Genomic DNA, 23,123 nt, shown 5'->3' on the forward strand with positions numbered 1-23,123 from the left:
TGCCTGCCAACCCGCTTCCCGCCGTACTTTCGTCGCCCGTCATCCGCTTCCCCTGCATGTCCCGAAAGCTTCTGGCGTTATTTACCGCGCTGCTGTTGCTGCTCACACTGGCCACGTACGTCTACTATCGGCGCACGCTGGCGGCCGTGCCCGTCGACCCCTACGCCCTGGTGCCCGACGACGCGGTGCTGGTCCTGAGCACCCTCGACCACCCCGCGCTGGTGCGCCACCTACAGGAAACCGAGCTGTGGGACAACCTCACGGCTGTGCGCTACTTCCAGCAGGCAGCGGGCCACCTGGCCCTGGCCGACAGCCTGGCCGGGGGCAACGCCCGCCGCCGCAACGCCCTGCTGAATCTGCTGGGCCGCAAGCTCGTTATCACCTCCGTGCACGTCACCGGCCCCGGCGAGTTCGACGTGCTGTACCAAGTGCCGCTGAGCCGCGTGAGCGAGTACCGGCAGGTGCGCAGCCTGCTCGAAACCCTGGGCCGTGACCCCCGCTACCGCCTCGCCACCCGCGACTACGAAGGCCAGGAGCTGACAGTGCTCACCGAGCAGCGCACCGAGTTAGGCATCACCGTTTTCAACTACCGCAACCACCTTCTCATCAGCACCAATGCCAGCCTGGTAGAGGCGGCCGTACGCCGGCTGGCCCACCCCGATGCGCCCACCGTGCTGGCCAGTTTCGGCACTACTGACTTGCTGAAGCTGCGCGGCGTGGATGGCTCGCTGCTGATTAACTACCGCCGCCTGCCGCAGTTTCTCGACGTGCTGTTTCGGCGCGATGCCCACGGGCAGGTCGACCAGCTCACGGGGCTGGTTTCGCAGGGGCTGCTGGGAATGAAGCTGGACGGCAGCCGGGTGCAGCTCCAGGGGTTTTCGAATCCCGAAACGGCCCGGGGCACGCTTCAGCAGCGGCTGAGCGGGCAGCCCGCGCAGCCGCTGGGCCTCAGCGAATTCATGAGCACGCGCACGGCCATGCTGCTGCACCTGGCCGCCCAGCCAGCGCGCACCTGGCCCCGGCCCGGCACCCCGCTGGTCGACTCGTTGGGCCGCAATGCCGCGCTGGATAGTCTGCGGGCCACTTTTGGGGGCGAAATGGCTATTGGTTATCTGGCGGCGGTGGCGGCTGGCAGCCGGCCGGGGCGGCTGGCCTTCGTGCGCTGCCCGGTGCCGGCACGCACGGCCCAGTGGCTGGCCCGCCTGCGCCGCATCGAGGGCAACTCGCCAGCGTTTACCAAAGTGGGCGCTTATGAAATTCACCCCGTCGGCTTCTCGGAAGCGGCCGTGCTGGGGCCGCTACTCGCCCCCGCCCGCCCCGGCGCGGTGGAGGTGACGGCCAATGCGGGTGTGTTGGTGGGCAACTACCTCGTGCTTTCCGATGAGCTGACCCTGAACGGCTACCTCGCCGACGTGGTGGCGGGCCGCACCTGGGCCCAGACTCCGAGTCAGGTGTCTTTCCTCCAGGAAACCCTGCCCCGCGCCCGTCTGAGCATTTTCGTGGATACGCGCAACAGTTGGAACGCCCTGCTGGGTGTACTCACCGAAGACCGCCGGGCCGGCTTGTTGCGCAATGAGGCCCTTTTCAAGCGCTTCCCGCAGTTCGCCTTCCAGCTGGTGCCAGCTGAGAACGAGGCTGCGCCCGACGCTCAATACTATACCCAGCTGCTGCTGCGTCACCCCGACCTGGGCCCGGCTACGGCGCAGGCCGGCGGCGCAGCAGCCAACGGCCGGGTGCTGAACTTCAAGCATCAACTGGTGGGAATGCCTACGGTGCTGCCCGCGCTGGGCACCCGCATTCCAGCCGTGGTGGTGCAGGATTCGGCCCATGTCCTGCACTTTGTGAATGCCGATAACGTGGTGCTGTGGTCTGATACGCTGGCCGGACTGGCTGTTGGCCAGATGCTGCTGCCCAGCGGCGGAGGCGTGCCGGGCGGCCTGCTGCTGGGGGCCGGCCACCGCCTGCACCTGCTGGCCAACGACGGCAGCGCCGTCCTGCCGTTCCCCCTCAACCTGCCCGATACCGTGCGCGTGGCCGCCCTGCTGACCGCCCCCGCCGGTCCCGATGCACCCGCCCGCCTGCTGGCCCGCACCGCCGGCAACGACTTGCTTTTGCTCGATGCCAAAGGCCATTTATTTCCCGGCTGGCAGCCCAAGCGGCTCGATTTTCCGCTGGCCGGCGAGCCCGCGCTGCTCAGCGTGAGCGGGCGCGACGTGGTGGTGGCCCCACTCCAGAACGGCTACGTGTACGCCTTCGATGGGCAGGGTAACTTGTTTCCCGGCTTCCCGCTGAGCCTGGGGGCGCGGCTGGCCGGCAACCTGCTGGTGCAGCCGGGCAGCACCCTGGGCCGCACCCACCTGATGGCCGTGAACCAGCACGGCGAGTTGGTGACCTTCACCCTGAGCGGCGACATCCTTACCCGCCGCCGGGTGGCTACCTGGAGCCGTACGGCCCGCTTCCACTTGGTGCCGGATGCGCGGGGACGCAGCTTCGTCATCACCCGGGAAGATGGGAATCAGCTCGATGTGTACCTGCCCACGCAGGTGGCCCCGCTGCTCACCCAGCGCTTCGTGACTTCGGGCGACAAGCCGGTGCAACTCTTCGATTTCAGCAATGGCCGGCGTATCATCGCCATCACGGAGCCGGGTCCGGGTCAGGTGTCGCTCTACAACGCCAAGGGCCAGCTGCTGGGCGATGCACCGCTGCCCAGCACCGGCCCCGGCGTGGGCCTGAGCTACGACGCCACCACGGATGCCTACCAGCTGGTCCGCATCGTGGGCCGCGAGCTGCGCCGCACGGAGCTGAAGGTGGCGCAGTAGGGTGGTGGGTTGGTGAATTGGCGGGTTGGTGGAGTAGTCTGAATCGAAGAAACGTCATGCTGAGCGCAGTCGAAGCATCTCTACCGCAATACTAAACCTGATTACTTGCGCGGTAGAGATGCTTCGACTGCGCTCAGCATGACGTTCTTTTAACTCAAACCAACCCGCCAACCCGCCAACCCACCAACCCACCAACCCACCAACCCACCAACCCATGACCCTACCACTCCGCACCGGCCTTGTGGTCGGCAAGTTCTGGCCGCCGCACCGGGGCCACCAGCTGCTGCTTGAAACTGCCGCTGCTCAGGTAGCTGAGCTGCTGGTGCTGGTGTATGCCAATCCGGATTCGGAAACCATGCCCGCGCCGGTGCGGGCCCAGTGGCTGGGCGAACTGTACCGGGGCGATGAACTGGCCGCCGGGCCGCATATTGGCCGCACGCCGTTGCACATCTTCGCCCTCACTGCCGGAGCTGATGGCGTGCCACCCGACGTGGCCGATGACTTCACACAGCGTGAGTTTGTGCGGCAGTGGCTGGCCCGGCAGGGGCTGCATATCGATGTAATATTCAGCAGCGAGGCCTACGGACCGGGCTTCGCCGAACAGCTGGGCGTAGCGCATGTGAGCGTGGATGCCGCCCGGGAGCGGGTGCCCGTATCGGGCACGCTGGTACGGGGCAATCCGGCGCAATATGCGCGCTACCTGCACCCGCTGGTGGCGGCGCAGCTGGGCGCGGTGCCGCCGGCAGAGGTGCCCCGCGTGGTGTTTCTGGGAGCCGAGAGCAGTGGCAAATCGACGCTGTGCGCGGCCCTGGCCGAGGCCTGTGGCACGGTGTGGGTGCCCGAATACGGCCGCACCCTGCACGAGCAGAAAAACGGCAACCTCGATTACGAGGACCTACTTTACATTGCCCGCCGCCATGCCGAGTTGGAGGATGAAGCTGCCGCCCAGGCCCACGGCGTGCTGTTTTGCGACACCAACGCGGCCACCACGGCGCTGTATTCCTACTACTATTTCCACCGCTGCGACCCGGCTTTACGCGCTATGGCGGCCGTGTGCGGGCAGCGCTACGCCCACACCTTCGTGTGCGCGCCCACCGTGCCCTTCGAGCAGGACGGCTGGCGCGGCCCCGAAGCGCTCCGCAGCTTCCAGCACGGCATGATACTGATGCAGCTGGACTACTTCAATATCCCCTACACGCTGGTGGAAGGGACGGTAGAGGAGCGGGTAACGCAGGTGCAAAACGTGGTAGGGGCATGGCCTGCCCCCGCTCGTCGTTGAACGGTATCATTGAAACGGTGCATAGGTCCGGGTGGGGGCAGACCCTACCGGGTACGACCCCGCCGATACAAAACTATCGGCCCGTCAAAGCCCAAGTCCCAGCATTCTCGCTACCTTAATGGCATCGAAAGAGCAGTACCGCACCAACTTAGGCTGGCTGCCGGCATCGCCCACTCGCCTAGCTAACTCCAGCCGAATCTAACCAACCATTCCCATGTCGGAAACTGCCGAAAAAGACGCCGAGCAAACCCCGCTGCCCGCCCCGCAGCCGTTGCTAACCGACCCGCCCTATTCCGGCGGCGGCGACATCCACATCGGGGAAGGCCAGGAGCATCATTTGCCCCACGAAGGCACGCATCAGCCCACCAAGCCCAAGCCGTCCGGCAACCCGGGGCAGGAATAGCAGGGGAAGCCCGGGCACAGGTCCCGGGCCTTGCCTCAAATCAAATTAAATGCCCGCGCATACTGCCCCAGGTCGAAGCTGTTGGTCGCGTTCAGCTTCTGACGGATGTTGCGGCGGTGGGTATCGGCGGTTTGGGCCGAGATGTTGAAGGCCGCCGCAATGTCCTGCGAGCTGTGGCCTAGCGCGAGGCTGCCCAATACCTCGCGCTCGCGGGCGGTGAGGCTGGCGAAGGTGGCCGATTTCTCGCGCAGGAAGGTGTTTTCATCGAGCAGCCGCTGCACTTTGGCCGTGATGTGGCTTTTGGGGTCGATGGGCGTGGCGAAGCTGATGATGAGCAGGGGCCGGCCGGCGGCATCCTGGGCCAGCACCCGCACCGAACTCAGGTACCAGGCAAAGCTGCGCTGCGGCCCCGTGCGTACCTGCTGGAAAAACGTCACGGCATAGCTCAGGTCGTTGCGTTCCAGCAGCTCGGCTATCTGGGGGACGTACTCGTGCGCTTCTTCCCCATTAAAAAAAACCGGGTGGTAGTTTTCGCCTAGGGCCAGCAGTTCGGCCATCGTCGTGTTGAGCGCCTGCAGGCCCCAGTCCGACATATACAGCACCCGGCTGCAATCGCCGCTCAGCACGATGACTGCGCCGGGGTATTCGTTGGCCAGCGAGGCAACTCCCGCTATTCGGTGGGTAATGATTTGTTCATCAGTCATGCAGAGTAAAGAAGTTGCCAAATGAAAAAAGTTTAGTGAGGTGACAGGGCCGAATAAGCGGATGAGTAGCTATTGGTATATAAGAATGGATGGAAAGGTAATGAGGGTTTGATGAAGATGGCCGCTAGTTAGCGGAATAATATTTACCCGTCAGGGAATTATATAAAAAAAGAAGTCCCGGCGGGATGGCCGGGACTTCTTAGCAGGAATGATTTGAGCGCACCGTGGTGGGCTACCGATTGGTAAGCCAGCCCTTACGGTAGAAGTAAAAGAGCTGCGTGGCCACTACCATGCCCATGGCGAAGAGCACCATAGGGTAGCCCCAGGGGCTGTAGAGCTCGGGCATGTTGCGGGGCAGCAGGTGGCCGTGCTCATCCACGTGCTGGAAGTTCATGCCATATAGGCCCACCACGAAGCTCAGGGGGATGAAGATGGTGCTGATGATGGTGAGCACCTTCATCACCTCGTTCATGCGGTTGCCCTGGTCGGAGAGGTAGAGGTCGGTGAGGGAGGAGATGTTGTCGCGGTAGCTCTCGGCCAGGTCCAGGGCCTGGATGGCGTGGTCGTAGGCGTCGCGGTAGAAGATTTTAAGGGTTTCGGGCATGATTTCCTCGGGCAGGCGCAGGATTTCCGCGATTTTATCGCGCTCCGGGTACACCAGCCGGCGGAAGCGCACCACGTCCTTCTTGATGCGCAGGATGCGGTTGAGGAGGCGGCGCGGGCGCTTATCGGCGAAAATGGCCTCTTCCAGGTCCTCAATGTAGTCGCCGATGGCGGCCATGGTGGGGTAGTAGTGGTCGAGCACCACGTCGGTGAGGGCGTAGGCCAGGTAGAGCACCGGGTGGCGGCGCAGGGTGCTGAAATTGCTGCGGATGCGGGTGCGCAGGGAGTCGAGGCAGTCGTCGTAGTCGTCCTGAAACGTGAGCACGTAGTTCGGGCCGGTGAAGATGGAGAGCTGGTCGTCGTCAATTTCCAGGTCGCGGGTGAAGTCCGTCATGCGCGACACCATGAAGAGGCGGTTGTCGTCGAAAACGTCAATTTTGGCCCGTTGGTAGTCGTTCAGCACGTCCTCCATTTGCAGGGGGTGGAGGCCGAAATCCTGCATCATCTGCTCAATCAGGGGCAGGTCGCCGTAGCCGCGCACGTCAATCCAGTGCTTGAGCTCGGGGTGCTGGCGCAACTCGTCGAGCAGCTCGTCGTAGCGGTCGGTGTATTCTTGCTCGGTGAACGTGCTGTCGTCATACGACATCAGGAACAGACGCGGCTTGAGGGCCCCGGGGCGGATGTTGAGCGTGCCGGGGCGCTGGCCCACCTGCTGCTCGCGGGCCTGCCGGGTGGCCTCGCGGTCGGTAATGGTGTACGGGGCCGCCCCGGCGGGCTCGGTGAGGGCCGGCGAGCGGTTGGGGGTGGCCTGCGGATTGGAGCTGAGGGGATTCATGCAGCGGGGAAGTAGCGAAAGCGAGGCGCAATTTCGGCCCTTACGCGTGGCGATAGGATGAAGATGCCTTCATTGGGCCAATTGGGCGGGTGGCGCAACTGCCGGCCCCGGCGGCGGGCACTCAATCTGTGCCGTACTTTGCCGGGAAAGCCACACGATTAAGCGTTGAAAAGTACGGATTCTCTGGTTGCAATGGAGGCGGGCGCGGCGGGCCCCGCGGCGGCGCTGGTAGTGGCCGTGGCCGAAAGCGGCCCCCTCGGCCCAGCCGAGCCCCGCCTGCCGCTGGCCTTCGAGTCGTTTCTGTACCTGCGCCCCGCGCACCAGGCCTTGCAGGAAGCGGCCGGTCCGGTGCTCAGCTTCTACCTCGAAGACCCCGCCGCCGGCCGCACCGTGGCGCAGCTGCACGTAGCCCTGGGGCCGGCCGCCGATGAAGCCCGCAGCCCCGCGCAGGCCCCGTTCGGCGGCGTCCAAATGGCTCCCGGTTTGCCGCTGCTCGCCCTGCACCAAATCCTGGACACGGCCGAAGCAGCGCTGCGCCAGCGCGGCGTGCGTCGGCTGGCCCTGCGCGGCTATCCTTTCGCCTACGACCCTGCCGGGGCCGCCGCCTTGGCCGAAACCCTGCGCCAGCGGGGCTACCGCGTGGCCCTGGCCGAGCAGAACTACCACCTCGACCCCGCCCTGCCTTACGAAGCTCACCTGCACCCTTCGGAGCGCCGCCGGCTGCACAAGTGCCGCCGCGCCGGCCTGCACTTCGAGCAGGAGCCGCCATTTCTGCTGCCCCGGGCGTATGATTTTATCCAGGCCTGTCGGCAGGAGCGGGGGCAGGCGCTGTCGCTGCCGCTGGTGCGAGTGCAGGAACTGTTTCGGCGCTTTCCGAAGGAGCATTTCCTGTTCTCGGTGCGCCAGGCCGATGGCGAATGGGCGGCGCTCACGGTAGCCATTCAGGTGAATAAGCAAGTGCTGTATAACTTCTACCCGGCCAGCCCGCTGCGTTGTAATTCCTTCAGCCCGGTGGTGCTGCTGAACGAGGGCCTGCACGCTTTTGCCCGCGCCAGCAACATGGCCGTGCTCGACCTCGGTACTTCTACGCTTGATACCGGGCCAAATGCGTCGCTGCTGCGCTTCAAGCGGCATTTGGGCGGCGTGGCGGGGCTGCGGTTGAGCTGGGAGCGGGAGCTATAGGGGAGATGCAGAACGAAAACTCCCCTCCTTACCAAGGAGGGGATGTGGCCGCGAAGCGGACACTGAGGTGGTTGTGACGTTGAACAAGAACGTTGGGCTTTCCCATACGAAATCGGCCAATGCCCACAACCACCCCCGTCCGATGCTATGCCTCGAACATCCCCTCCTTGGTAAGGAGGGGAGTTTCCGTTCTTTGCGCCCATATGCCCACTACCACTTCCCCCACCAAATCCCCCATCCGGCACTTTGTGCGAGGCTCACTGGGCACGGGCGTGGCGGTAATGGCACGGGCGGCGGGCTCGCTAATCGTCAACAAGCTGTTTGCGACGTACGCGCCGGCCGGTGGCCTCACCCTGCTGGCCCAGTTCCAGAACCTGATGGCTATGCTCACCACCCTGCCCTACGATGGCGTGCAGGTGGGCCTGGTGAAGTATCTCGCGCCGCTGCGGCCGGGCAGCCCGCGCTACCGTGCTTGGCTGGGTGCGGCCACGGTCCTGAATGCGGCGGCGCTGCTGGCCGGGGCCGCCGTGCTAGCAGCGCGCGGCCTGCTGGGCTGGGGGTGGGGGAGTCTGGCGGTGTTCATGCTGGGCATAGCGCTGATTACCGGGCAGGCGATGCTAGGTAGCGTGCTATTGGCGGCCGGCAAGCTGCGGGCCTACATCGGCCTCACAGTAGCGCTGGCGGTGTTGGGCACTGCCGCCACGGCGGCGACGCTGCTGGGCGGCTGGCCGCTGCGGGTGGTGCTGCTGGCCTACCTAGTGGCGCAGGGCCTCACGCTGCTGCCAGCGCTGGGGCTGGCGACACGGGCCGGGCTGCTGCGGCACCTGTGGCCGGCCGCGCCCGTGAGCCGGCTGGCGCTACGCCGGCTCAGCCAGTTTCTGCTGATGGCAGTGAGTACGCTGCTCTTCGGCAAGGCAGTGGACTACGTGCTGCGCGACTATCTGCTGGCCACTTTCGGCCCGGCGCGCACCGATTTGTGGCAGGCCGTGGCTAAGCTCTCGGATAACTACACCATGGTATTTGGGGCGGTGATGAGCAGCGTGTTTTATCCCCGGCTGGCGGCGCTGGCGGGGCAGCCGTTGGCGGCGCGGCGTTACCTGCGTGGCGTGCTGGGTCTGCTGGCCCCGGTGCTGGCCGTGGGCCTGGGCCTGATATTCGTGTGCCGTGACTGGCTGCTGCCGCTGCTGTTTGCGCCCCGGCTGCTGGGGGCGCGGGAGTTTCTGGCCCCGCAGCTACTAGGCGACTGGGCCAAGCTGCTGAGCTGGCTGTTCATTTTCCAACTAACTGCCCGGGCGCGCACGGGGCCGTACGTGGCGGTACAGGCGGGCTCGGCGGCAGTTTTTGCGGCCTTGCTGGTGCTGCTGCTGCCGCGTTTGGGGCTGGCCGGCGCGGTGTGGGCCCACGCGGTGCGGTATGGCGTGCTGCTGCTGGTGTGCGGAATCTGGCATTTGAGAACGAAGCATGAAGGATGAAGAATTTTTCTTCGGTTCATTTGCCCCGAATCCCTATGCCCAATTCTTCATCTCCCATTCCCCATTCTTCATTAAACGCAGCGCCTGTCGTCACTATTGTGGCGCTGTGCCACAACCACGCGCCGTTTCTGCGCGAGGCGCTGGATTCCATTCGGGCCCAAACCTATCCGCACCTGGAGGTATGGCTCGTGGACGATGCCAGCACCGACGACAGCCCCGAAATCCTGCGCGAATACGCCGCCCAAAATCCCGCCTGGCACCTGCTGCTGCTGCCCGAAAACATGGGTAACTGCCGCGCCTTCAACACCGCTTTCGTTCAGAGTAAAGGCGAATTCGTGATTGATTTTGCCACCGATGACGTGCTGCTGCCAGCGCGGGTGGCGCAGCAGGTGGCGCAGTTTCAGGCTGCCGCGCCGGAGGTGGGCGTGGTGTATTCCAACTGCGAACTGATTGACGAAGCCAGCCACTCGCTGGGCCTGCACCACCGGCCCGACGGCCCCGGCCAGCTGCAGCCCGCACCCGCCAGCGGCTGGGTTTTTGCCGAAGTGCTGCGGCGCTATTTCATCAGCACGCCCACCATGATGATGCGCCGCGCTTGCCTTGAAAGCCTGGGCGGCTACGACGAAACCCTGGCCTACGAGGACTTCGATTTCTGGGTGCGTGCCAGCCGCGACTGGCAGTTTCTCTACCTCGACGAAGTGACCACCCGCAAGCGCAAGCACCCGCGCAGCATGAGCGCCAAAGCCTACCAGCGCCACGACCCCTACCTGGCCTCCACCATGCGCGTCTGCGACAAGGCCCTCGACCTGGCCCGCACCTACGCCGAGCGCGCCGCCCTGGCCACCCGCCTGCGCTGGGAGTTGCGCAAAGCCCTGCGCCACCGCCACGCCGCCCAGGGCCGAGCCCTCTACGCTCTGCTGCGCCAGACCGGTCACGCCACCACCCTCGACCACTTGTTGGGCCAGCTGGCCCGCCTGCCGCTGGGCTGAAACCCGCCCGCAGTCCCGTTCTTGCGCCCATGAACTGGTTGCTGGCCCCCCGTGTGCGTACCGTGCTGCTGCCCCTGGCCCTGAGCGTGGCCACGGTGCTGGGCCTCGGCAGCTATTACGAAACCAACGACGATGCCACACTGGCCTGGCTTTTCAGCGGCGTGCTGGCGCTGAAGCCGGTGCCCTCGGTGCCGCTGTATCTGCACGGCTACGGGCATCTGCTGGCGGCTGCCTACACGGCCGCGCCCGGCGTGCCGTGGCTGGGGCTGCTACTGGGCACGCTGCTGGTGGCGGCCACGGTGCTCACCTTCGCGGTGCTGGATAAATTGCTGCGGCCGTACCTGCGGCCGGGGCCATTGGCGTTGGTGCTCACGTTGTTTTTCGGGCTGGCCTGGTTGGAGCACTGGCTGTGGTTCAGCCACGGACGGGTTGCGCTGCTGCTGGCAGGGGCGGGGGTGCTGTTTGCGGCCCAGCGGGCCGGCCAGCGCGGGGCACTGCTGCTGGGGCTGCTGGCTTTGGGCGCGGCGTGGCTGGTGCGGCCCAGTCTGGCCGTGCTGGGAGTCATTGCCGTGGTGCCGGCGGCCGTGTGGCTGGCGGGAAGCTGGCGGCGGGCGGCTCCTGTTTTGGCCAGCGCGGCGCTAGGCCTGCTGCTGGCCACCAGCATTCTCCACTGGCAGCAAACGCCGGCCGAAGCCCGCGCTCAGCGCCGCGATGCCGCTTTCAGCCGCATTCTGGATTTCGACCAGCTCCGCCCGCAGCCGCGCACCCCTGCCGATAGCCTCGGCACCGCCGCCATCAATCTGTGGCTGCTGGGCGATTCCACGGTGGTAAACGAAGCTCTGATTCAACGCGCCTACCACTTCGATGCAACAGATTTTCTGGCCCACGAAGTGCCCGCCAAGCTGCGCCAGCGGCTCCTGCTGCTAGGGCGCGACTACTTCCCGCTGCTGCTGGCGCTGGCGGCCACGGCCGTGGCCGTAGCCCGCCGCCGGAGGCGTGCTAGTTGGTTCTGGTTGGTGCAGTTGGGGTTTGTTGGAGGACTGGTTTTGCTGGCCGGCTTGTTCAAGCTGCCGCCCCGGCTGGCGCTGCCGCTGCTCGATTTCTGGCTGCTGACCAATGTGATTTTCTGGCTGAGAAAGGCTGAAGGAGTTCCTGAAAGCGAAGCGTCAGCTGGAGCCAAAGCAGCTGAAGAAACTGAAGTGGCACTAGTAGCGGCAAGTCACAACCGTCAGGCTCCTCTCTCTTTTGGGGAGGGACTGGGTGGGAGGTTCTCCCGTCCTGCTACCATCGCAATATTTCTACTAATTACCACCCTCTACGCCGCCAAAACCTGGCACCGCCACCAGGTACTAAGCCGCGAGCTGCAGCAGCACGAAAGTGCCCTGGCTGCCATCAGCCGGCCGGCAGGGCGGGTGCGGGTGTTGGCCGGCACCAACGATTTCCTGAAAAGCCTCTCGCCCTTCCGCCCGTATTCGCCCGGCCCCGGGCCGGTGCTGCTGCTCACCGGCTGGCCCGCGCACGATGCCTCACAGGCCGCACTGCGCCAATCCCTCAGCGGCACCACCGACCAAACGGAGTGCCTGCGCCGGCTGGCCAACCGGCCGGGCATTGGCCCTGATGCTCCCGTTGTGTGGCTGCTCAGCCCGGGCACGGCCGCCTGGCTTGAGCGCCGTACCGCTTTCGATGGCCCCCGGCTGTTATTTTCGTCCCAACGGCCCTTGCCGTCTGCCGCCGCCGATTCGGCAGTCTGGCTGTACCAGGCGGCGCTGCAGTTGAAAAAAATGTAATTTACTGAGGCCCAAAACGGGCTTCAAACCGGGCTGACTGGGGCGAATCTGGCCTTTTTGCGCCCTAATGCCATAATCTTATAACCGCCCCCCTACGGTTGGGGCAGACCTTTGTTGCGCGAAAAGCGTTTCTTCATTCACCCCTCACGCTTTTTTCGCCTCATTTCTATGCAAACCTCCATATCGATAACCCGCGGCGAAGTTCTGCAACAGATGGAAAGCTTCGTGAAATCGAACATGAGCACCTTCCTCAAAAGTGTGGAAGAAAGCTGGCAGCCCGCCGATTTCCTGCCCGATTCGCGCCGCGACACGTTTTTTGACGAAGTAAAAGAGCTGCGCGAAAAAGCCGGCAGCCTCAGCTACGACCTGCTGGCCGTGCTCATTGGCGACACCATCACCGAAGAGGCCCTGCCCAACTACGAGGCTTGGTTCCACGAGCTCGACAACATCAACCGCGACCGCAACAACGGTTGGGCCGAGTGGATTCGGGGCTGGACGGCCGAGGAAAACCGCCACGGCGACCTGCTCAACCGCTACCTCTATCTGAGCGGCCGCGTGAATATGCGTGAGTTCGAAGTGAGCACGCAGTTCCTCATCAACGACGCCTTCGACCTCGGCACGGCCAACGACCCGTACCGCGCCTTTGTGTACACCAGCTACCAGGAGCAGGCCACCAACATCTCGCACCGCCGCGTGGGCCAGCTGGCCCGCACCGCCGGCGACGACCAGCTCTCCAAAATCTGCGGCATGATTGCGGGCGACGAAAACCGCCACGCCCGCGTGTACAAGGCCTTCGTGAGCGAGATTTTCAAGTACGACCCCTCGGAAATGATGCTGGCCTTCGAGGACATGATGCGCAAGAAAATTGTGATGCCGGCCCACTACATGCGCGAAATGGGCGTGGAAATGGGCAAAACCTTCGGCCACTTCACCGATGCCGCCCAGCGCCTGGGCGTGTATACCAGCAACGACTACACCGACATCCTGGACTCGCTCATCGCCGACTGGGACATCGAGCACCTTAAGGACCTGACCGGCGAGGCCGAAAAGGCCCGCGATTACGTGATGGCCCTGCCCAACCGCCTGCGCCGCGTGGCCGACCGCATGCCCGTACCCAAGCTGGAGTACAAGTTCAAGTGGATTAGCTAACCCCGCCCGCTCATCGGGCACGAACTCCGGTTAGCTGCCCGTCAACCGCCGCTTTGGTCGCCCCGTGGGTGCCCGAAGCGGCGGTTTTGCATTCGGGGCTCGGGGTATTGCCATAGGCCGGTTGTTGGGTTGGTATATATTGTTTTGTAAAATACATTGTTGAAATAGTTTAATAAGTGAGAGTCTTTTTTGGTTCTCCGGTGAATCAATATGATACAGCTCAGTTTGTGGTAATGTGCTGGCTATAGGATATTTCGGTTAATAATTGATATTGATTTTAAAATATAGTATTTGGATTATTATTCTTGTAAATAGGCAATCTATATTCGCCGTTTGAATCTGCTGGCCAATTAATTCCGGCTTCGTGGCCGGACCGCTTTGCCTGAGCAGAAATCCCCATCGGCACTGGCTTCAAAGCTGCTGCCAATGAAGCGGCCAGCCTGTTCGGCTACCTGCTGTATTCATCATTATTGTCACCATTCAACCCGTTCGGATGCCCCAATTCTTTACCCAATTCACTACGCTCAAGGCCACGGTAGCCCTCCGGCGTGGCCGCGCGGCCGGCGTGCTGCTGGCGCTGCTGGCCGGCAGCCTGGCCAGCCAGGCCCAGCCCATTGCCGGCCTCAGCCCGCAGGCGGGCGCACCGCTGTTGCGCTCCATAAAGGCCCGGCCGGCTCTCAGCCAGGCCCTGCAGGTGCTGCGCCAGGAGCTGGCCCTGACGACTAACGATGAGCTGCGTCCGCTACGCACCGAAACCGACGAGTTGGGCATGGTGCACCAGCGCTTCCAGCAATACTACCGGGGCGTGAAAGTGGAGCACGGCGAGCTGAGCGTGCACGCCCGCACGGGCCGCATCGAGTCGCTGAGCGGCGAGCTGCTGCGGGCGGCGGCCATGCCGGCCGTGCAGCCCGGATTGTCGGAAAGCATGGCCCTGCAACATGCCCTGCAATCGGTGGGAGCGAAGGTGTACCAGTGGCAGGTGCCCGGCGAGGAGCAGGCCCTGCGCGCCACCACCCACAATGCCAAAGCCACCTACCTGCCCAAAGGCGAGCTGGTGCTGTTGCCCGACACCCGCCAGGCGCTGGCCAGCGCCCCGCTGGTGCTGGCCTGGAAATTCAACATCTACGCCCACCAGCCCGTGAGCCGCGCCCTGATTTACGTGGATGCGCAGACCGGCCAGGTGGTGCTGCGCGATGCCATCATCAAGCACCTGAATGCCACGGGCACCGGGGCCACGCGCTACCTGGGCCCGCGCGCCATCTACGCCGACCAGTTTGGCGGCGGCTACCGCCTGCGCGAGAGCGTGCACGGCAAAGGGGTGGTGACGCTGAACTGCAAGAAATCGAACAGCTATTCGGCGGCCGTCGACTTCGTCGACAACGACAACAGCTGGACGGCCGCCGAGTACGACAATGCCAACTTCGATAACGCTGCGCTCGATGCTCACGTGGGGGCCCAGACGACCCAGGACTACTGGACCACCGTGCACGGCCGCGACTCCTTCGACGACAAGGGCAGCGTGCTGCTCAACTACGTGCACTACGACGACGTGCCCGGCGGTGCCGGCTACGAAAATGCCTATTGGAACGGCACGGCCATGACCTACGGCGACGGGGCCACCACCTTTAAGCCCCTGACGGCGGTGGACGTGTGCGGCCACGAAATCGGCCACGCCGTGTGCGAAACCACGGCCGGCCTGATTTACCAAAACGAGTCGGGGGCGCTGAACGAAGGCCTGTCCGACATCTGGGGGGCCTGCGTGGAAAACCACCTCGACCCGAGCAAGCAAATCTGGCTCATTGGTGAGGACATTATGAAAGCCGGAGGGGCTTTGCGCTCGATGAGCAACCCCGGTCAATACGGCCAGCCCGATACCTACCAGGGCACCAACTGGCAGGCTACCACGGCCAGCCCCACTTCCAGCAACGACTACGGCGGGGTGCACAACAACTCCGGTGTGCTGAACTACTGGTTCTATCTGGTGTGCCAGGGCGGCTCGGGCACCAACGACAAAGGCACGACTTTCAACGTGTCGGGCATCAACATCAGCAAAGGTGCCCGCATTACCTACCGCGCCGAGCGCCTGTACATGCCGGCCAGCTGCACCTACGCCGGGGCCCGCGCCGCCACCATGCAAGCAGCCATCGACCTCTACGGGCTGGGCTCGGCCGAAGTAACGGCCGTGGCGCAGGCCTGGCGGGCGGTGGGCCTGGGCGAAGCTGCCCCCACCATTACGGGCTTATCGGTAGCCAGCGGCACCGTGGGCCAGACCGTCACGCTGACCGGTACCAACTTCGGCACCACCTACCGCGTGCAGTTCAACGGCACCGATGCCACCGTGGCCACGCTCACCTCGACCACCAGCGTAACTGTCACGATTCCGGCCGGGGCCACCACGGGCACCATCGTGCTCACCACGCCCAGCGGCACGGCTACTTCGACCACGTTCACGGTGCTGAACCCGGGCCCGACGCCCACGCTCGTGAGCTTGGCGCCCGCCGGCGGGGCCACTCAGGGCAGCGCCATTACCCTGACCGGTACCAACCTGTCGAGCGCCACGGCGCTGAGCTTCAACGGGACGGCGGCAACCTTTACGGCCGTTAGCGCCACCACCATCACCACTACGGTGCCGGTGGGGGCCACCAGCGGGGCCATCAGCGTGACCACGCCCAACGGCATTGCCAGCATCAGCTTCACGGTGCTGCCGGCGCTTACCTCGTTTTCGCCCACCAGCGGCCCTCCCGGCACAGCCGTTACCATCATTGGCACCACGCTGACCGATGCAGTGAACGTGAAGTTCAACGGCATGTACGTGGCCAACTACACCGTCGTGAATGCCACCACCATCACCACGCAGGTACCGGTGGGGGCCACTACCGGGCCGCTCACGGTGCGCACACCCGATGGCACGGCCACCGGCCCCATCAACTTCACCGTCACGCCGGCGGTGGTGTTCACCAGCTTCGCGCCGGCCAGTGGGCCGGTGGGCACGGTGGTGACGCTGACCGGCCAGGGCTTCACGGGCGCTACGTCGGTGACGTTTAATGGCACGGCGGCGACGGCCTTCACCGTGGCTTCGGACCAGGAAATCTGGGCTACGGTGCCTGCGGCCGCACGCTCGGGCTACATTGCCATCAACACGGCCAGCGGCACGGCTACGTCGAGCCGCATGTATGAGGTGACGGTGACTTCGGGCGCGCCGGTCATCAGCAGCTTCTCGCCGGACAATGGGCCGGTTGGTACATCAGTGCTTATCAACGGCTCGAATCTGAGTGGCGTGACCGCGGTTACCTTAAATGGTACACCCGCCACCTTCAGTGTAAATGGCGGTGGCAACCGCATTACCACCTCCGTCCCCGCCGGGGCAACTTCCGGCCCGATATCGCTCGCTAACTCCGTCGTGACCGTGCTCACCAGCACCGATTTCTACGTAACGCCGGCCAATGACCTGGTGGCCAATGCCATTGCCATTGGCTGCGGCAGCGTGACGAATGGTACCACTTTCGGTGCCACCCACACCGGCGACCCGGCCACGAACTGCACGGGTGCCACCCTCACTACCAACACGGTGGGGGTGTTCTACAAGTTTGTGGGCCAGGGCGGTAACGTAACGGTGGGCACTTGTGCCAATGCCAGCTACGATGGCCAGGTGGCCGTGTACAGCGGCCCAACCACCAGCCTGGTGTGCGTGGGCGGCGACGACGATGGCTGCGGCGCGGGCGGCGGCGCGGCCACGCTCACGTTTGCGGCCACGGCGGGCACCACTTATTACATCTATGTAACGGGCTACTACAACAGTGCCAGCAACCCGGGCGTGGGCAACTTCACCCTCACGCTGACCTGCGCCGACCTGCCGGTTATCAGCAGCTTCACGCCCACCAGCGGCCCGGGCAGCACCAACGTGGCCATCACCGGCAGCCGCTTCACCGGGGCCACGGCCGTGAGCTTCAATGGCACGCCGGCCACCTTCACGGTGAATTCGGCTACCAGCATCAGCACCACGCTGCCCACCGGAGCCACCACCGGCCCGATTACGGTGCAGACGCCGCTCGGCACGGGCGTGTCGGCCAGCTTCTTCACGGTGCTGCCACCCGCTATCAGCGTCTTCACGCCGGCGCTGGGGCCGGCCGGCACCACGGTGCTGATTACGGGCAGCAACTTCACCGGCATCTCGGCCGTGCGCTTTAATGGCGTCGATGCGGCCAGCTTCACCGTGAATTCGCCCACGCTGATAACTGCGACCGTGCCAGCCACGGCTACCACCGGTACGGTGGCAGTAGTGGGCAGCGGCGGCACCACCACCACGTCGGCTTCGTTTGAGGTGCTCACGCTGTTTATGGGCACCTATAATCAGTGTTTGAGCACTACGCCCATCAGCAGCACCGGCACCGGTACCTGGCAGTGGCTGCGCGCGGCCAACGGCCAGCTGGTGGCCGCCATCAATGACCAGGGCTTTGCGCTGGGGCAGGTTTCGGCCGAATTTACCCTCAACCAGGGCAGCGTGCGGGTCGATGGCCGCGGCAATGAATACCTCGACCGCAACTGGCACCTCATCACCCAGAACCAGTTCCCGGGCCGCAACGTGCTGGTGCGCTTTTACGCCGCCAACGCCGACTTTAGCACCTACATGGCCGTGAACGACGGCGACGCTTCCGATGCCACCAGCCTCACCCAGCTTCGCCTCACGCAGTATCGGGGTGCCAACGAAGACTGCCAGATGGCCAACAACTCGACCCCGCGCGAACTGCGCCTGCTCACGCCCGCCGCGCCCATCACCCCGGCCGGCAGCAACTGGTTTGCCCTCGAAGCCACGGTGGCCGACCATTTCTCGGAGTTCTACATCAGCGGCAATAGCATCACCCCGCTGCCCGTCGAGCTGGTGGCCTTCTCGGCCGAGCGTATCGGCTCGCGGGTGCTGGCCCAGTGGCGCACTGCCCAGGAACTCAACAACCAGGGCTTTGTGCTGGAGCGCTCAGCCGACGGCCGCAGCTACGCCGATGCTTCGACTTTGCTGCCCGGCGCGGGCAGCAGCACGGCGGCGCACGCCTACTCGTTTACCGACGTGGCCGCCCCCGCCGCCGCTACCTACTACCGCCTGCGTCAGCTCGATGCCAGCGGCGCGGTGGCCTACTCGCCCGTGGCGGTGGTAGCCGCCGTGGCGGCTTCGGCCACTAAGCTGGTCTGCTTCCCGCAGCCGGCGCACACCGGCACTACTGTAGTTGGTGCCATGCCGGGTGCCCGCCTCACGCTCTCCGACGCGCTGGGCCGCACGCTGGCCACCACCACTGCCAGTGCCGATGGCCGGGCCGAACTGGCCCTGCCCGCCGGCCTGGCCGCCGGGGTGTACGTGGTGCGCAGCGGCACCCAGGCCACCCGCTTGGTGGTTGAGTAAGCTGACCCGCGCCGCCTGACGGCAGCCCCATAAAAAACGCCCCGGCCTTATGGACCGGGGCGTTTTTTATGGGGCTGCTGTTTGTTGGTGAATCAGGCTGCCTGCGGCTCGGCCCGTGCCGCCTCGTAGCCCACCAGCGCCGCCTTGCGTGTGCTGCCCCAGCGGTACTGCCCCAGCTCGCCGGTGCCGCGAATGACGCGGTGGCAGGGGATGAGGTAGGCCACCGGATTGGCCCCGATGGCGGTGCCCGCCGCCCGCACGGCCGCGCCGCGCTCGGCGGCTTCGGCCAGTTGGGCGTAGGTGCGCAGTTCGCCCTCGGGCACCCGCAGCAGCGATTCCCAGATTTTGAGCTGGAATGGCGTGCCTTTCAAATGCAGGTGCAGCCGGGCGGTGGGAGGGAAGTCGCGGGTGAAAAACTGCGCCACCTGGGCGTGGGCACCGGTTTCTTCAGCGGCAAGCGTGGCATTGGGCCACTCCGTCCGCAACTCGGCCAGCGCGGCAGCTTCGTCTTCGATGAAGGCCAGCTTGCAGATACCTTTGGCGGTGGAGGCCACCAGATAAGGGCCGAACGCGCTTTCACCAAAGCTGTATCGAATGGCCAGAGCAGCCCCACCGTGGCGATATTCGCCGGGCGTCATGGCTTCCAGGGTCACGAATAAATCGTGCAGGCGGCCGGTGCCGGAAAGGCCGGTTTCATGCGCCGCCTCAGCCACCGAGGCTTGCTGGCGCAGCAGCTGCTTGGCGTGGTCCAAGCTCAGGTATTGCAGGAATTTCTTGGGCGACACGCCGGCCCATTCCTGAAACTTGCGCTGGAAATGAAACGGGCTCCAATGGGCCTGCCTAGCCAGCTCATCAAGGTCGGGCTGGGTTTGGAAATGGGCCTGGGCGTAGGTGAGGGCGGCGGCGATGCGCTGGTAGTCAGTCATGGGAATGATTCGCTGATTGACTACAAAATTCGCACTGGATGAGCAGGGTAGAAACCCGATTCTTGCGCAGTTTGGGTTGAGAGGGGAACTCTGAAATAAAAAGAACGTCATGCTGAGCGCAACCGAAGCATCTCTACCTCAGAAGTAAACCCATTCGATTGGATTACTTCTGAGGTAGAGATGCTTCGGCTGCGCTCAGCATGACGTTCTAATGTAACTGAGTCGAGTAGCGGTTTACTTTTCCACTCGCACGCCTTTCCAGAACGCTACGCGGCCTTTGATTTCCAGGGCAGCGTCCTTGGGCTCGGGGTAATACCAGGCGGCATCTTTGTTTTTTTCGCCGTTCACGGTCAGCGAGTAGTAGCTGGCGCGGCCTTTCCAGGGGCAGCTGGTTTGGGCGATGCTGTCTTCAAAAAACTCCTTTTTGATGGAATCAGCGGGGAAATAGTGGTTGTTCTCGATGACGACGGTGTGGTCGCTCTCGGCCACAACGGTGTTGTTCCAGATGGCTTTCATTGGGTGGGATGTAGCGAAAGTGTCATTCCGAGCAGAGCGAGGAATCTGGAGAATGCGGTTATCACACCTCAGATTCCTCGCTCTGCTCGGAATGACAGATGAGCCAATTGAACATTGCCCGCACCGTGCTTGTTTTCCAAGCCTATCCTGAAAGAGAAATTATATGGCCGTTGGCTTCCGCTTCCGCGATTTTGTGCCCGAAGACCAGCCCGAGAAGGGCTTCGAGTCGTTGTTTAAGCTGTTCATGCAGCTCGTTACCATCACCTCCGGCGACGTAGGCGAGGCCCTACAGTGGCTCAATGAGCTCGACAAGCAGTACGGCCTCACCGATGACAACTACGGCATGGGCAACTTCATCGATGACCTGAAAAAGAAGGGCTACATTGATGAGAATGAGCAGCAAAAGGGCGAATTCAAAATCACGCCCAAGACTGAGCAGGGCATCCGCAAGAGTGCGTTGGAGGAGATTTTCGGCAAGCTGAAAAAGAGCAGCACCGGCAACCACCGCACGCCCCATACCGGCCAAGGCGACGAGCAGAGCACCGACCTGCGCGAGTTCCGCTTCGGCGACTCGCTGGAGTCGATTCAGATGACCGAATCCATCCGCAACGCCCAGCTCAACCACGGCATGGAAAGCGGCGAGTTCATGCTGACCGAGGGCGACCTGGAAGTGCGCGAAAACGAGCACAAGTCGCAGACCAGCACCGTGCTGATGATTGACATCTCGCACTCGATGATTCTCTACGGCGAGGACCGTATCACGCCCGCCAAAAAAGTGGCCATGGCTCTGGCCGAGCTCGTGAAGCAGAAATACCCCAAGGATTTCCTCGACGTCATCGTGTTTGGCAACGACGCCTGGCAGATTGAAATAAAGGATTTGCCCTATCTGCAAGTGGGGCCGTACCACACCAACACCGTGGCCGGCCTGGAACTGGCCATGGACCTGCTCCGCAAGCGCAAAACGCCCAACAAGCAGATTTTCATGATTACCGACGGCAAGCCCACCTGCCTGAAAGAGCCCGGCGGCTACTACAAAAACTCCTTCGGACTCGACCGCAAAGTGGTGAACAAGACCCTGAACCTGGCCGCCGCCGCCCGCCGCGTGAAAATCCCCATCACCACGTTCATGATTACCTCCGACCCGTATTTGCAGAAATTCGTGGAGGAATTTACGGAGGTGAACCAGGGCAAGGCCTATTATTCGGGCCTGAAAGGACTGGGGCATCTGGTGTTCGAGGACTACAAGAAAAACCGGCGCAAGACGCTGTAAAACCCTCTTTTTCTGTCATGCTGACGAAGGAAGCATCTTATCACGGCGGCCTTTTTCAGTTCTCTTAATGCAAACGGCGCGGACGTGATAAGGTCCTTCGCGCTGCTCAGGATGACAATTTAACCCATTTCATGGCCAACGACCAGCTTCCAACCAACCATTCCGCACACATCACCACTTTGGGCCAGCTGAAAAAGTCTGGCTACAAGCCCCGCACCGTGAAAGCCGAGTTGCGGGAAAACCTTATCCGCAAGCTGCGCCTCAAGGAGGACGTGTTTCCCGGCATTTTCGGCTACGACGAAACGGTGATTCCCGAGTTGCAGCGCGCTATTCTGGCCGGGCACCACATCAATTTGCTGGGCTTGCGCGGGCAGGCCAAAACCCGCATTGCGCGGCTGCTCATCAACCTGCTCGATGAGTACATGCCCGTGGTGGCCGGCTCGGAGCTGAACGACGACCCGCTGCAGCCGCTGTCGGTGTTTGCCAAAAACCTCATTGCCGAGCACGGCGACGACACGCCCGTGACCTGGATGCACCGCAACGACCGGTACACCGAGAAGCTGGCCACGCCCGATGTGTCGGTGGCCGACCTCATCGGCGATGCCGACCCCATCAAAGCCGCCACGCTGAAACTGCCGTACTCCGACGAGCGGGTGATTCACTTCGGACTCATTCCGCGGGCGCACCGGGGTATTTTCGTGATTAACGAGCTGCCCGACTTGCAGGCCCGCATTCAGGTGTCGCTGTTCAATATTTTGCAGGAGGGCGATATTCAGATTCGCGGCTTCAAGGTGCGGCTGCCGCTCGATATCCAGTTTGTCTTCACGGCCAACCCGGAGGACTACACCAACCGCGGTAGCATCGTGACGCCGCTCAAGGACCGGATTGATGCCCAGATTATCACGCACTACCCGAAGTCGATTGAAATCGGCAAGCGCATCACCAAGCAGGAAGCCCGCATCAAGGACGAGCAGAAGGGCATGGTGACGAGCAACGAAGTTATCCATGACCTCGTGGAGCAGGTGGCTGTGGAGGCACGCGGCTCCGAGTTCGTGGATGCCAAATCGGGCGTGTCAGCCCGCCTCACCATCTCGGCCTATGAGCAGGTGATTGCGGGGGCCGAGCGCCGGGCGCTGGTGAACGGTGAGAGCAATACCTACGTGCGCCTGGGCGACTTCATTTCGGCCGTGCCGGCCGTGACGGGTAAGGTGGAGCTGGTGTATGAGGGCGAGCAGGAGGGCGCGGGTATCGTGGCCGAGAAGCTGATGGGCAAGGCCATCCGCACGCTCTTCCTGAATTATTTCCCCGACCCCGACAAGAGCAAGAAGCTCAAAAACCGCCCCTCGCCCTACAAAACGGTGCAGGAGTGGTTCGGCAACGGCCACACGCTGGATTTGCTGCACGACGCCAGCACCGAGGACTATAAGAAAGCCCTCGACCTAGTGCCCGGCCTGCGCGACATCGTGACCGAGCTGCACCCCAACGAAACGCCCGAGCACACTTATTTCCTCATGGAATTCCTGCTCCACGGCCTGAGCGAGCACAGCCTGATTTCGCGCAACCGCCTCACGGCCGGCGCGCAGTTCAAGGACTTGCTCTCCTCGATGTTCACCATGCCCAGCTTTGGGGATGGCGATGAGGACGACGAGGACGAGGAGGAGAAGCCGCGCCGCCGCCGGTAGGGTAGTAGCGCGGACTTTTAGTCCGCGACTAAACTGAAGAAGCCCCGCGTACCCACCGGTATGCGGGGCTTTTGCGTGTTCCGGGATTCTGTTTTTTTGCGAATCGAGTTGCTCA

Annotated in this window: 15 protein-coding genes; 11 read left to right on the top strand and 4 right to left on the bottom strand. The window is 63.7% G+C overall.

Features of this window, described 5'->3' with window-relative positions:
• The first annotated feature begins 56 nt into the window (after positions 1 to 56).
• The 3 genes from ACYU70_RS02570 to ACYU70_RS02580 all read left to right on the top strand — a co-directional run bounded on the left by ACYU70_RS02570 (position 57) and on the right by ACYU70_RS02580 (position 4,501).
• Complete coding sequence (locus tag ACYU70_RS02570) at positions 57 to 2,819, top strand: hypothetical protein (RefSeq protein WP_342301505.1); 2,763 nt, start codon at positions 57 to 59, stop codon at positions 2,817 to 2,819.
• A gap of 214 nt (positions 2,820 to 3,033) precedes the next feature.
• Positions 3,034 to 4,098, top strand: a complete 1,065-nt coding sequence (locus ACYU70_RS02575; protein ID WP_342301503.1) for an AAA family ATPase — start codon at positions 3,034 to 3,036, stop codon at positions 4,096 to 4,098.
• A gap of 214 nt (positions 4,099 to 4,312) precedes the next feature.
• Complete coding sequence (locus ACYU70_RS02580; protein WP_342301502.1) at positions 4,313 to 4,501, top strand: hypothetical protein; 189 nt, start codon at positions 4,313 to 4,315, stop codon at positions 4,499 to 4,501.
• Between the two features lie 35 nt (positions 4,502 to 4,536).
• On the opposite strand, the gene ACYU70_RS02585 is transcribed toward ACYU70_RS02580, so the two are convergent.
• Together ACYU70_RS02585 and corA are read right to left on the bottom strand one after the other, a co-directional pair.
• Positions 4,537 to 5,205 (bottom strand): helix-turn-helix transcriptional regulator, encoded by a 669-nt coding sequence (locus tag ACYU70_RS02585; protein ID WP_342301501.1) that lies wholly within the window; start codon positions 5,203 to 5,205, stop codon positions 4,537 to 4,539.
• Positions 5,206 to 5,437: 232 nt separating this feature from the next.
• Complete coding sequence (gene corA, locus ACYU70_RS02590) at positions 5,438 to 6,643, bottom strand: magnesium/cobalt transporter CorA (RefSeq protein WP_342301499.1); 1,206 nt, start codon at positions 6,641 to 6,643, stop codon at positions 5,438 to 5,440.
• A gap of 192 nt (positions 6,644 to 6,835) precedes the next feature.
• Between corA and ACYU70_RS02595 the strand changes: the two genes are divergently transcribed.
• The 6 genes from ACYU70_RS02595 (at position 6,836) to ACYU70_RS02620 (ending at position 18,614) form a co-directional block, all read left to right on the top strand.
• Complete coding sequence (locus ACYU70_RS02595) at positions 6,836 to 7,825, top strand: hypothetical protein (RefSeq protein WP_342301497.1); 990 nt, start codon at positions 6,836 to 6,838, stop codon at positions 7,823 to 7,825.
• A gap of 203 nt (positions 7,826 to 8,028) precedes the next feature.
• Entirely contained in the window at positions 8,029 to 9,297 is a 1,269-nt protein-coding gene (locus tag ACYU70_RS02600) for an MATE family efflux transporter (protein ID WP_342301495.1), read from the top strand.
• 35 nt (positions 9,298 to 9,332) lie between these two features.
• Positions 9,333 to 10,286 carry a glycosyltransferase family A protein gene (locus tag ACYU70_RS02605; protein ID WP_342301493.1) on the top strand — a complete coding sequence of 318 codons (954 nt, stop codon included), beginning with the start codon at positions 9,333 to 9,335 and terminating at the stop codon, positions 10,284 to 10,286.
• A gap of 29 nt (positions 10,287 to 10,315) precedes the next feature.
• On the top strand, positions 10,316 to 12,073 hold the full coding sequence (locus tag ACYU70_RS02610; protein WP_460615879.1) for a hypothetical protein: 1,758 nt from the start codon (positions 10,316 to 10,318) through the stop codon (positions 12,071 to 12,073).
• Between the two features lie 168 nt (positions 12,074 to 12,241).
• A complete protein-coding gene (locus ACYU70_RS02615; RefSeq protein WP_342298301.1) occupies positions 12,242 to 13,222 on the top strand; it encodes an acyl-ACP desaturase in 981 nt (326 codons plus the stop codon).
• Positions 13,223 to 13,715: 493 nt separating this feature from the next.
• Positions 13,716 to 18,614 carry a M4 family metallopeptidase gene (locus tag ACYU70_RS02620; protein WP_342298299.1) on the top strand — a complete coding sequence of 1,633 codons (4,899 nt, stop codon included), beginning with the start codon at positions 13,716 to 13,718 and terminating at the stop codon, positions 18,612 to 18,614.
• 92 nt (positions 18,615 to 18,706) lie between these two features.
• Here ACYU70_RS02620 and ACYU70_RS02625 read toward each other — a convergent pair whose 3' ends face one another.
• Together ACYU70_RS02625 and ACYU70_RS02630 are read right to left on the bottom strand one after the other, a co-directional pair.
• On the bottom strand, positions 18,707 to 19,540 hold the full coding sequence (locus ACYU70_RS02625; RefSeq protein WP_342298298.1) for a bifunctional transcriptional activator/DNA repair enzyme AdaA: 834 nt from the start codon (positions 19,538 to 19,540) through the stop codon (positions 18,707 to 18,709).
• Positions 19,541 to 19,774: 234 nt separating this feature from the next.
• The gene (locus ACYU70_RS02630) at positions 19,775 to 20,056 is read right to left on the bottom strand and encodes a DUF427 domain-containing protein (protein WP_342298296.1); all 282 of its coding nucleotides are present in this window, start codon (positions 20,054 to 20,056) and stop codon (positions 19,775 to 19,777) included.
• A 163-nt stretch (positions 20,057 to 20,219) separates the two neighbouring features.
• Between ACYU70_RS02630 and ACYU70_RS02635 the strand changes: the two genes are divergently transcribed.
• Positions 20,220 to 21,326 carry a vWA domain-containing protein gene (locus ACYU70_RS02635; protein WP_342298295.1) on the top strand — a complete coding sequence of 369 codons (1,107 nt, stop codon included), beginning with the start codon at positions 20,220 to 20,222 and terminating at the stop codon, positions 21,324 to 21,326.
• Between the two features lie 131 nt (positions 21,327 to 21,457).
• A complete protein-coding gene (locus ACYU70_RS02640) occupies positions 21,458 to 23,008 on the top strand; it encodes a sigma 54-interacting transcriptional regulator (RefSeq protein ID WP_342298293.1) in 1,551 nt (516 codons plus the stop codon).
• Positions 23,009 to 23,123: the final 115 nt, after the last annotated feature.

Source organism: Hymenobacter segetis (genome assembly GCF_054776495.1).

Coding starts and splice junctions, on each gene's coding strand:
- ACYU70_RS02595 (WP_342301497.1), top strand. CDS start 6,836: ATGGAGGCGGGCGCGGCGGGCCCCGCGGCGGCGCTGGTAGTGGCCGTG.
- corA (WP_342301499.1), bottom strand. CDS start 6,643: ATGAATCCCCTCAGCTCCAATCCGCAGGCCACCCCCAACCGCTCGCCG.
- ACYU70_RS02585 (WP_342301501.1), bottom strand. CDS start 5,205: ATGACTGATGAACAAATCATTACCCACCGAATAGCGGGAGTTGCCTCG.
- ACYU70_RS02605 (WP_342301493.1), top strand. CDS start 9,333: ATGCCCAATTCTTCATCTCCCATTCCCCATTCTTCATTAAACGCAGCG.
- ACYU70_RS02620 (WP_342298299.1), top strand. CDS start 13,716: ATGCCCCAATTCTTTACCCAATTCACTACGCTCAAGGCCACGGTAGCC.
- ACYU70_RS02570 (WP_342301505.1), top strand. CDS start 57: ATGTCCCGAAAGCTTCTGGCGTTATTTACCGCGCTGCTGTTGCTGCTC.
- ACYU70_RS02600 (WP_342301495.1), top strand. CDS start 8,029: ATGCCCACTACCACTTCCCCCACCAAATCCCCCATCCGGCACTTTGTG.
- ACYU70_RS02575 (WP_342301503.1), top strand. CDS start 3,034: ATGACCCTACCACTCCGCACCGGCCTTGTGGTCGGCAAGTTCTGGCCG.
- ACYU70_RS02635 (WP_342298295.1), top strand. CDS start 20,220: ATGGCCGTTGGCTTCCGCTTCCGCGATTTTGTGCCCGAAGACCAGCCC.
- ACYU70_RS02640 (WP_342298293.1), top strand. CDS start 21,458: ATGGCCAACGACCAGCTTCCAACCAACCATTCCGCACACATCACCACT.
- ACYU70_RS02625 (WP_342298298.1), bottom strand. CDS start 19,540: ATGACTGACTACCAGCGCATCGCCGCCGCCCTCACCTACGCCCAGGCC.
- ACYU70_RS02615 (WP_342298301.1), top strand. CDS start 12,242: ATGCAAACCTCCATATCGATAACCCGCGGCGAAGTTCTGCAACAGATG.
- ACYU70_RS02610 (WP_460615879.1), top strand. CDS start 10,316: ATGAACTGGTTGCTGGCCCCCCGTGTGCGTACCGTGCTGCTGCCCCTG.
- ACYU70_RS02580 (WP_342301502.1), top strand. CDS start 4,313: ATGTCGGAAACTGCCGAAAAAGACGCCGAGCAAACCCCGCTGCCCGCC.
- ACYU70_RS02630 (WP_342298296.1), bottom strand. CDS start 20,056: ATGAAAGCCATCTGGAACAACACCGTTGTGGCCGAGAGCGACCACACC.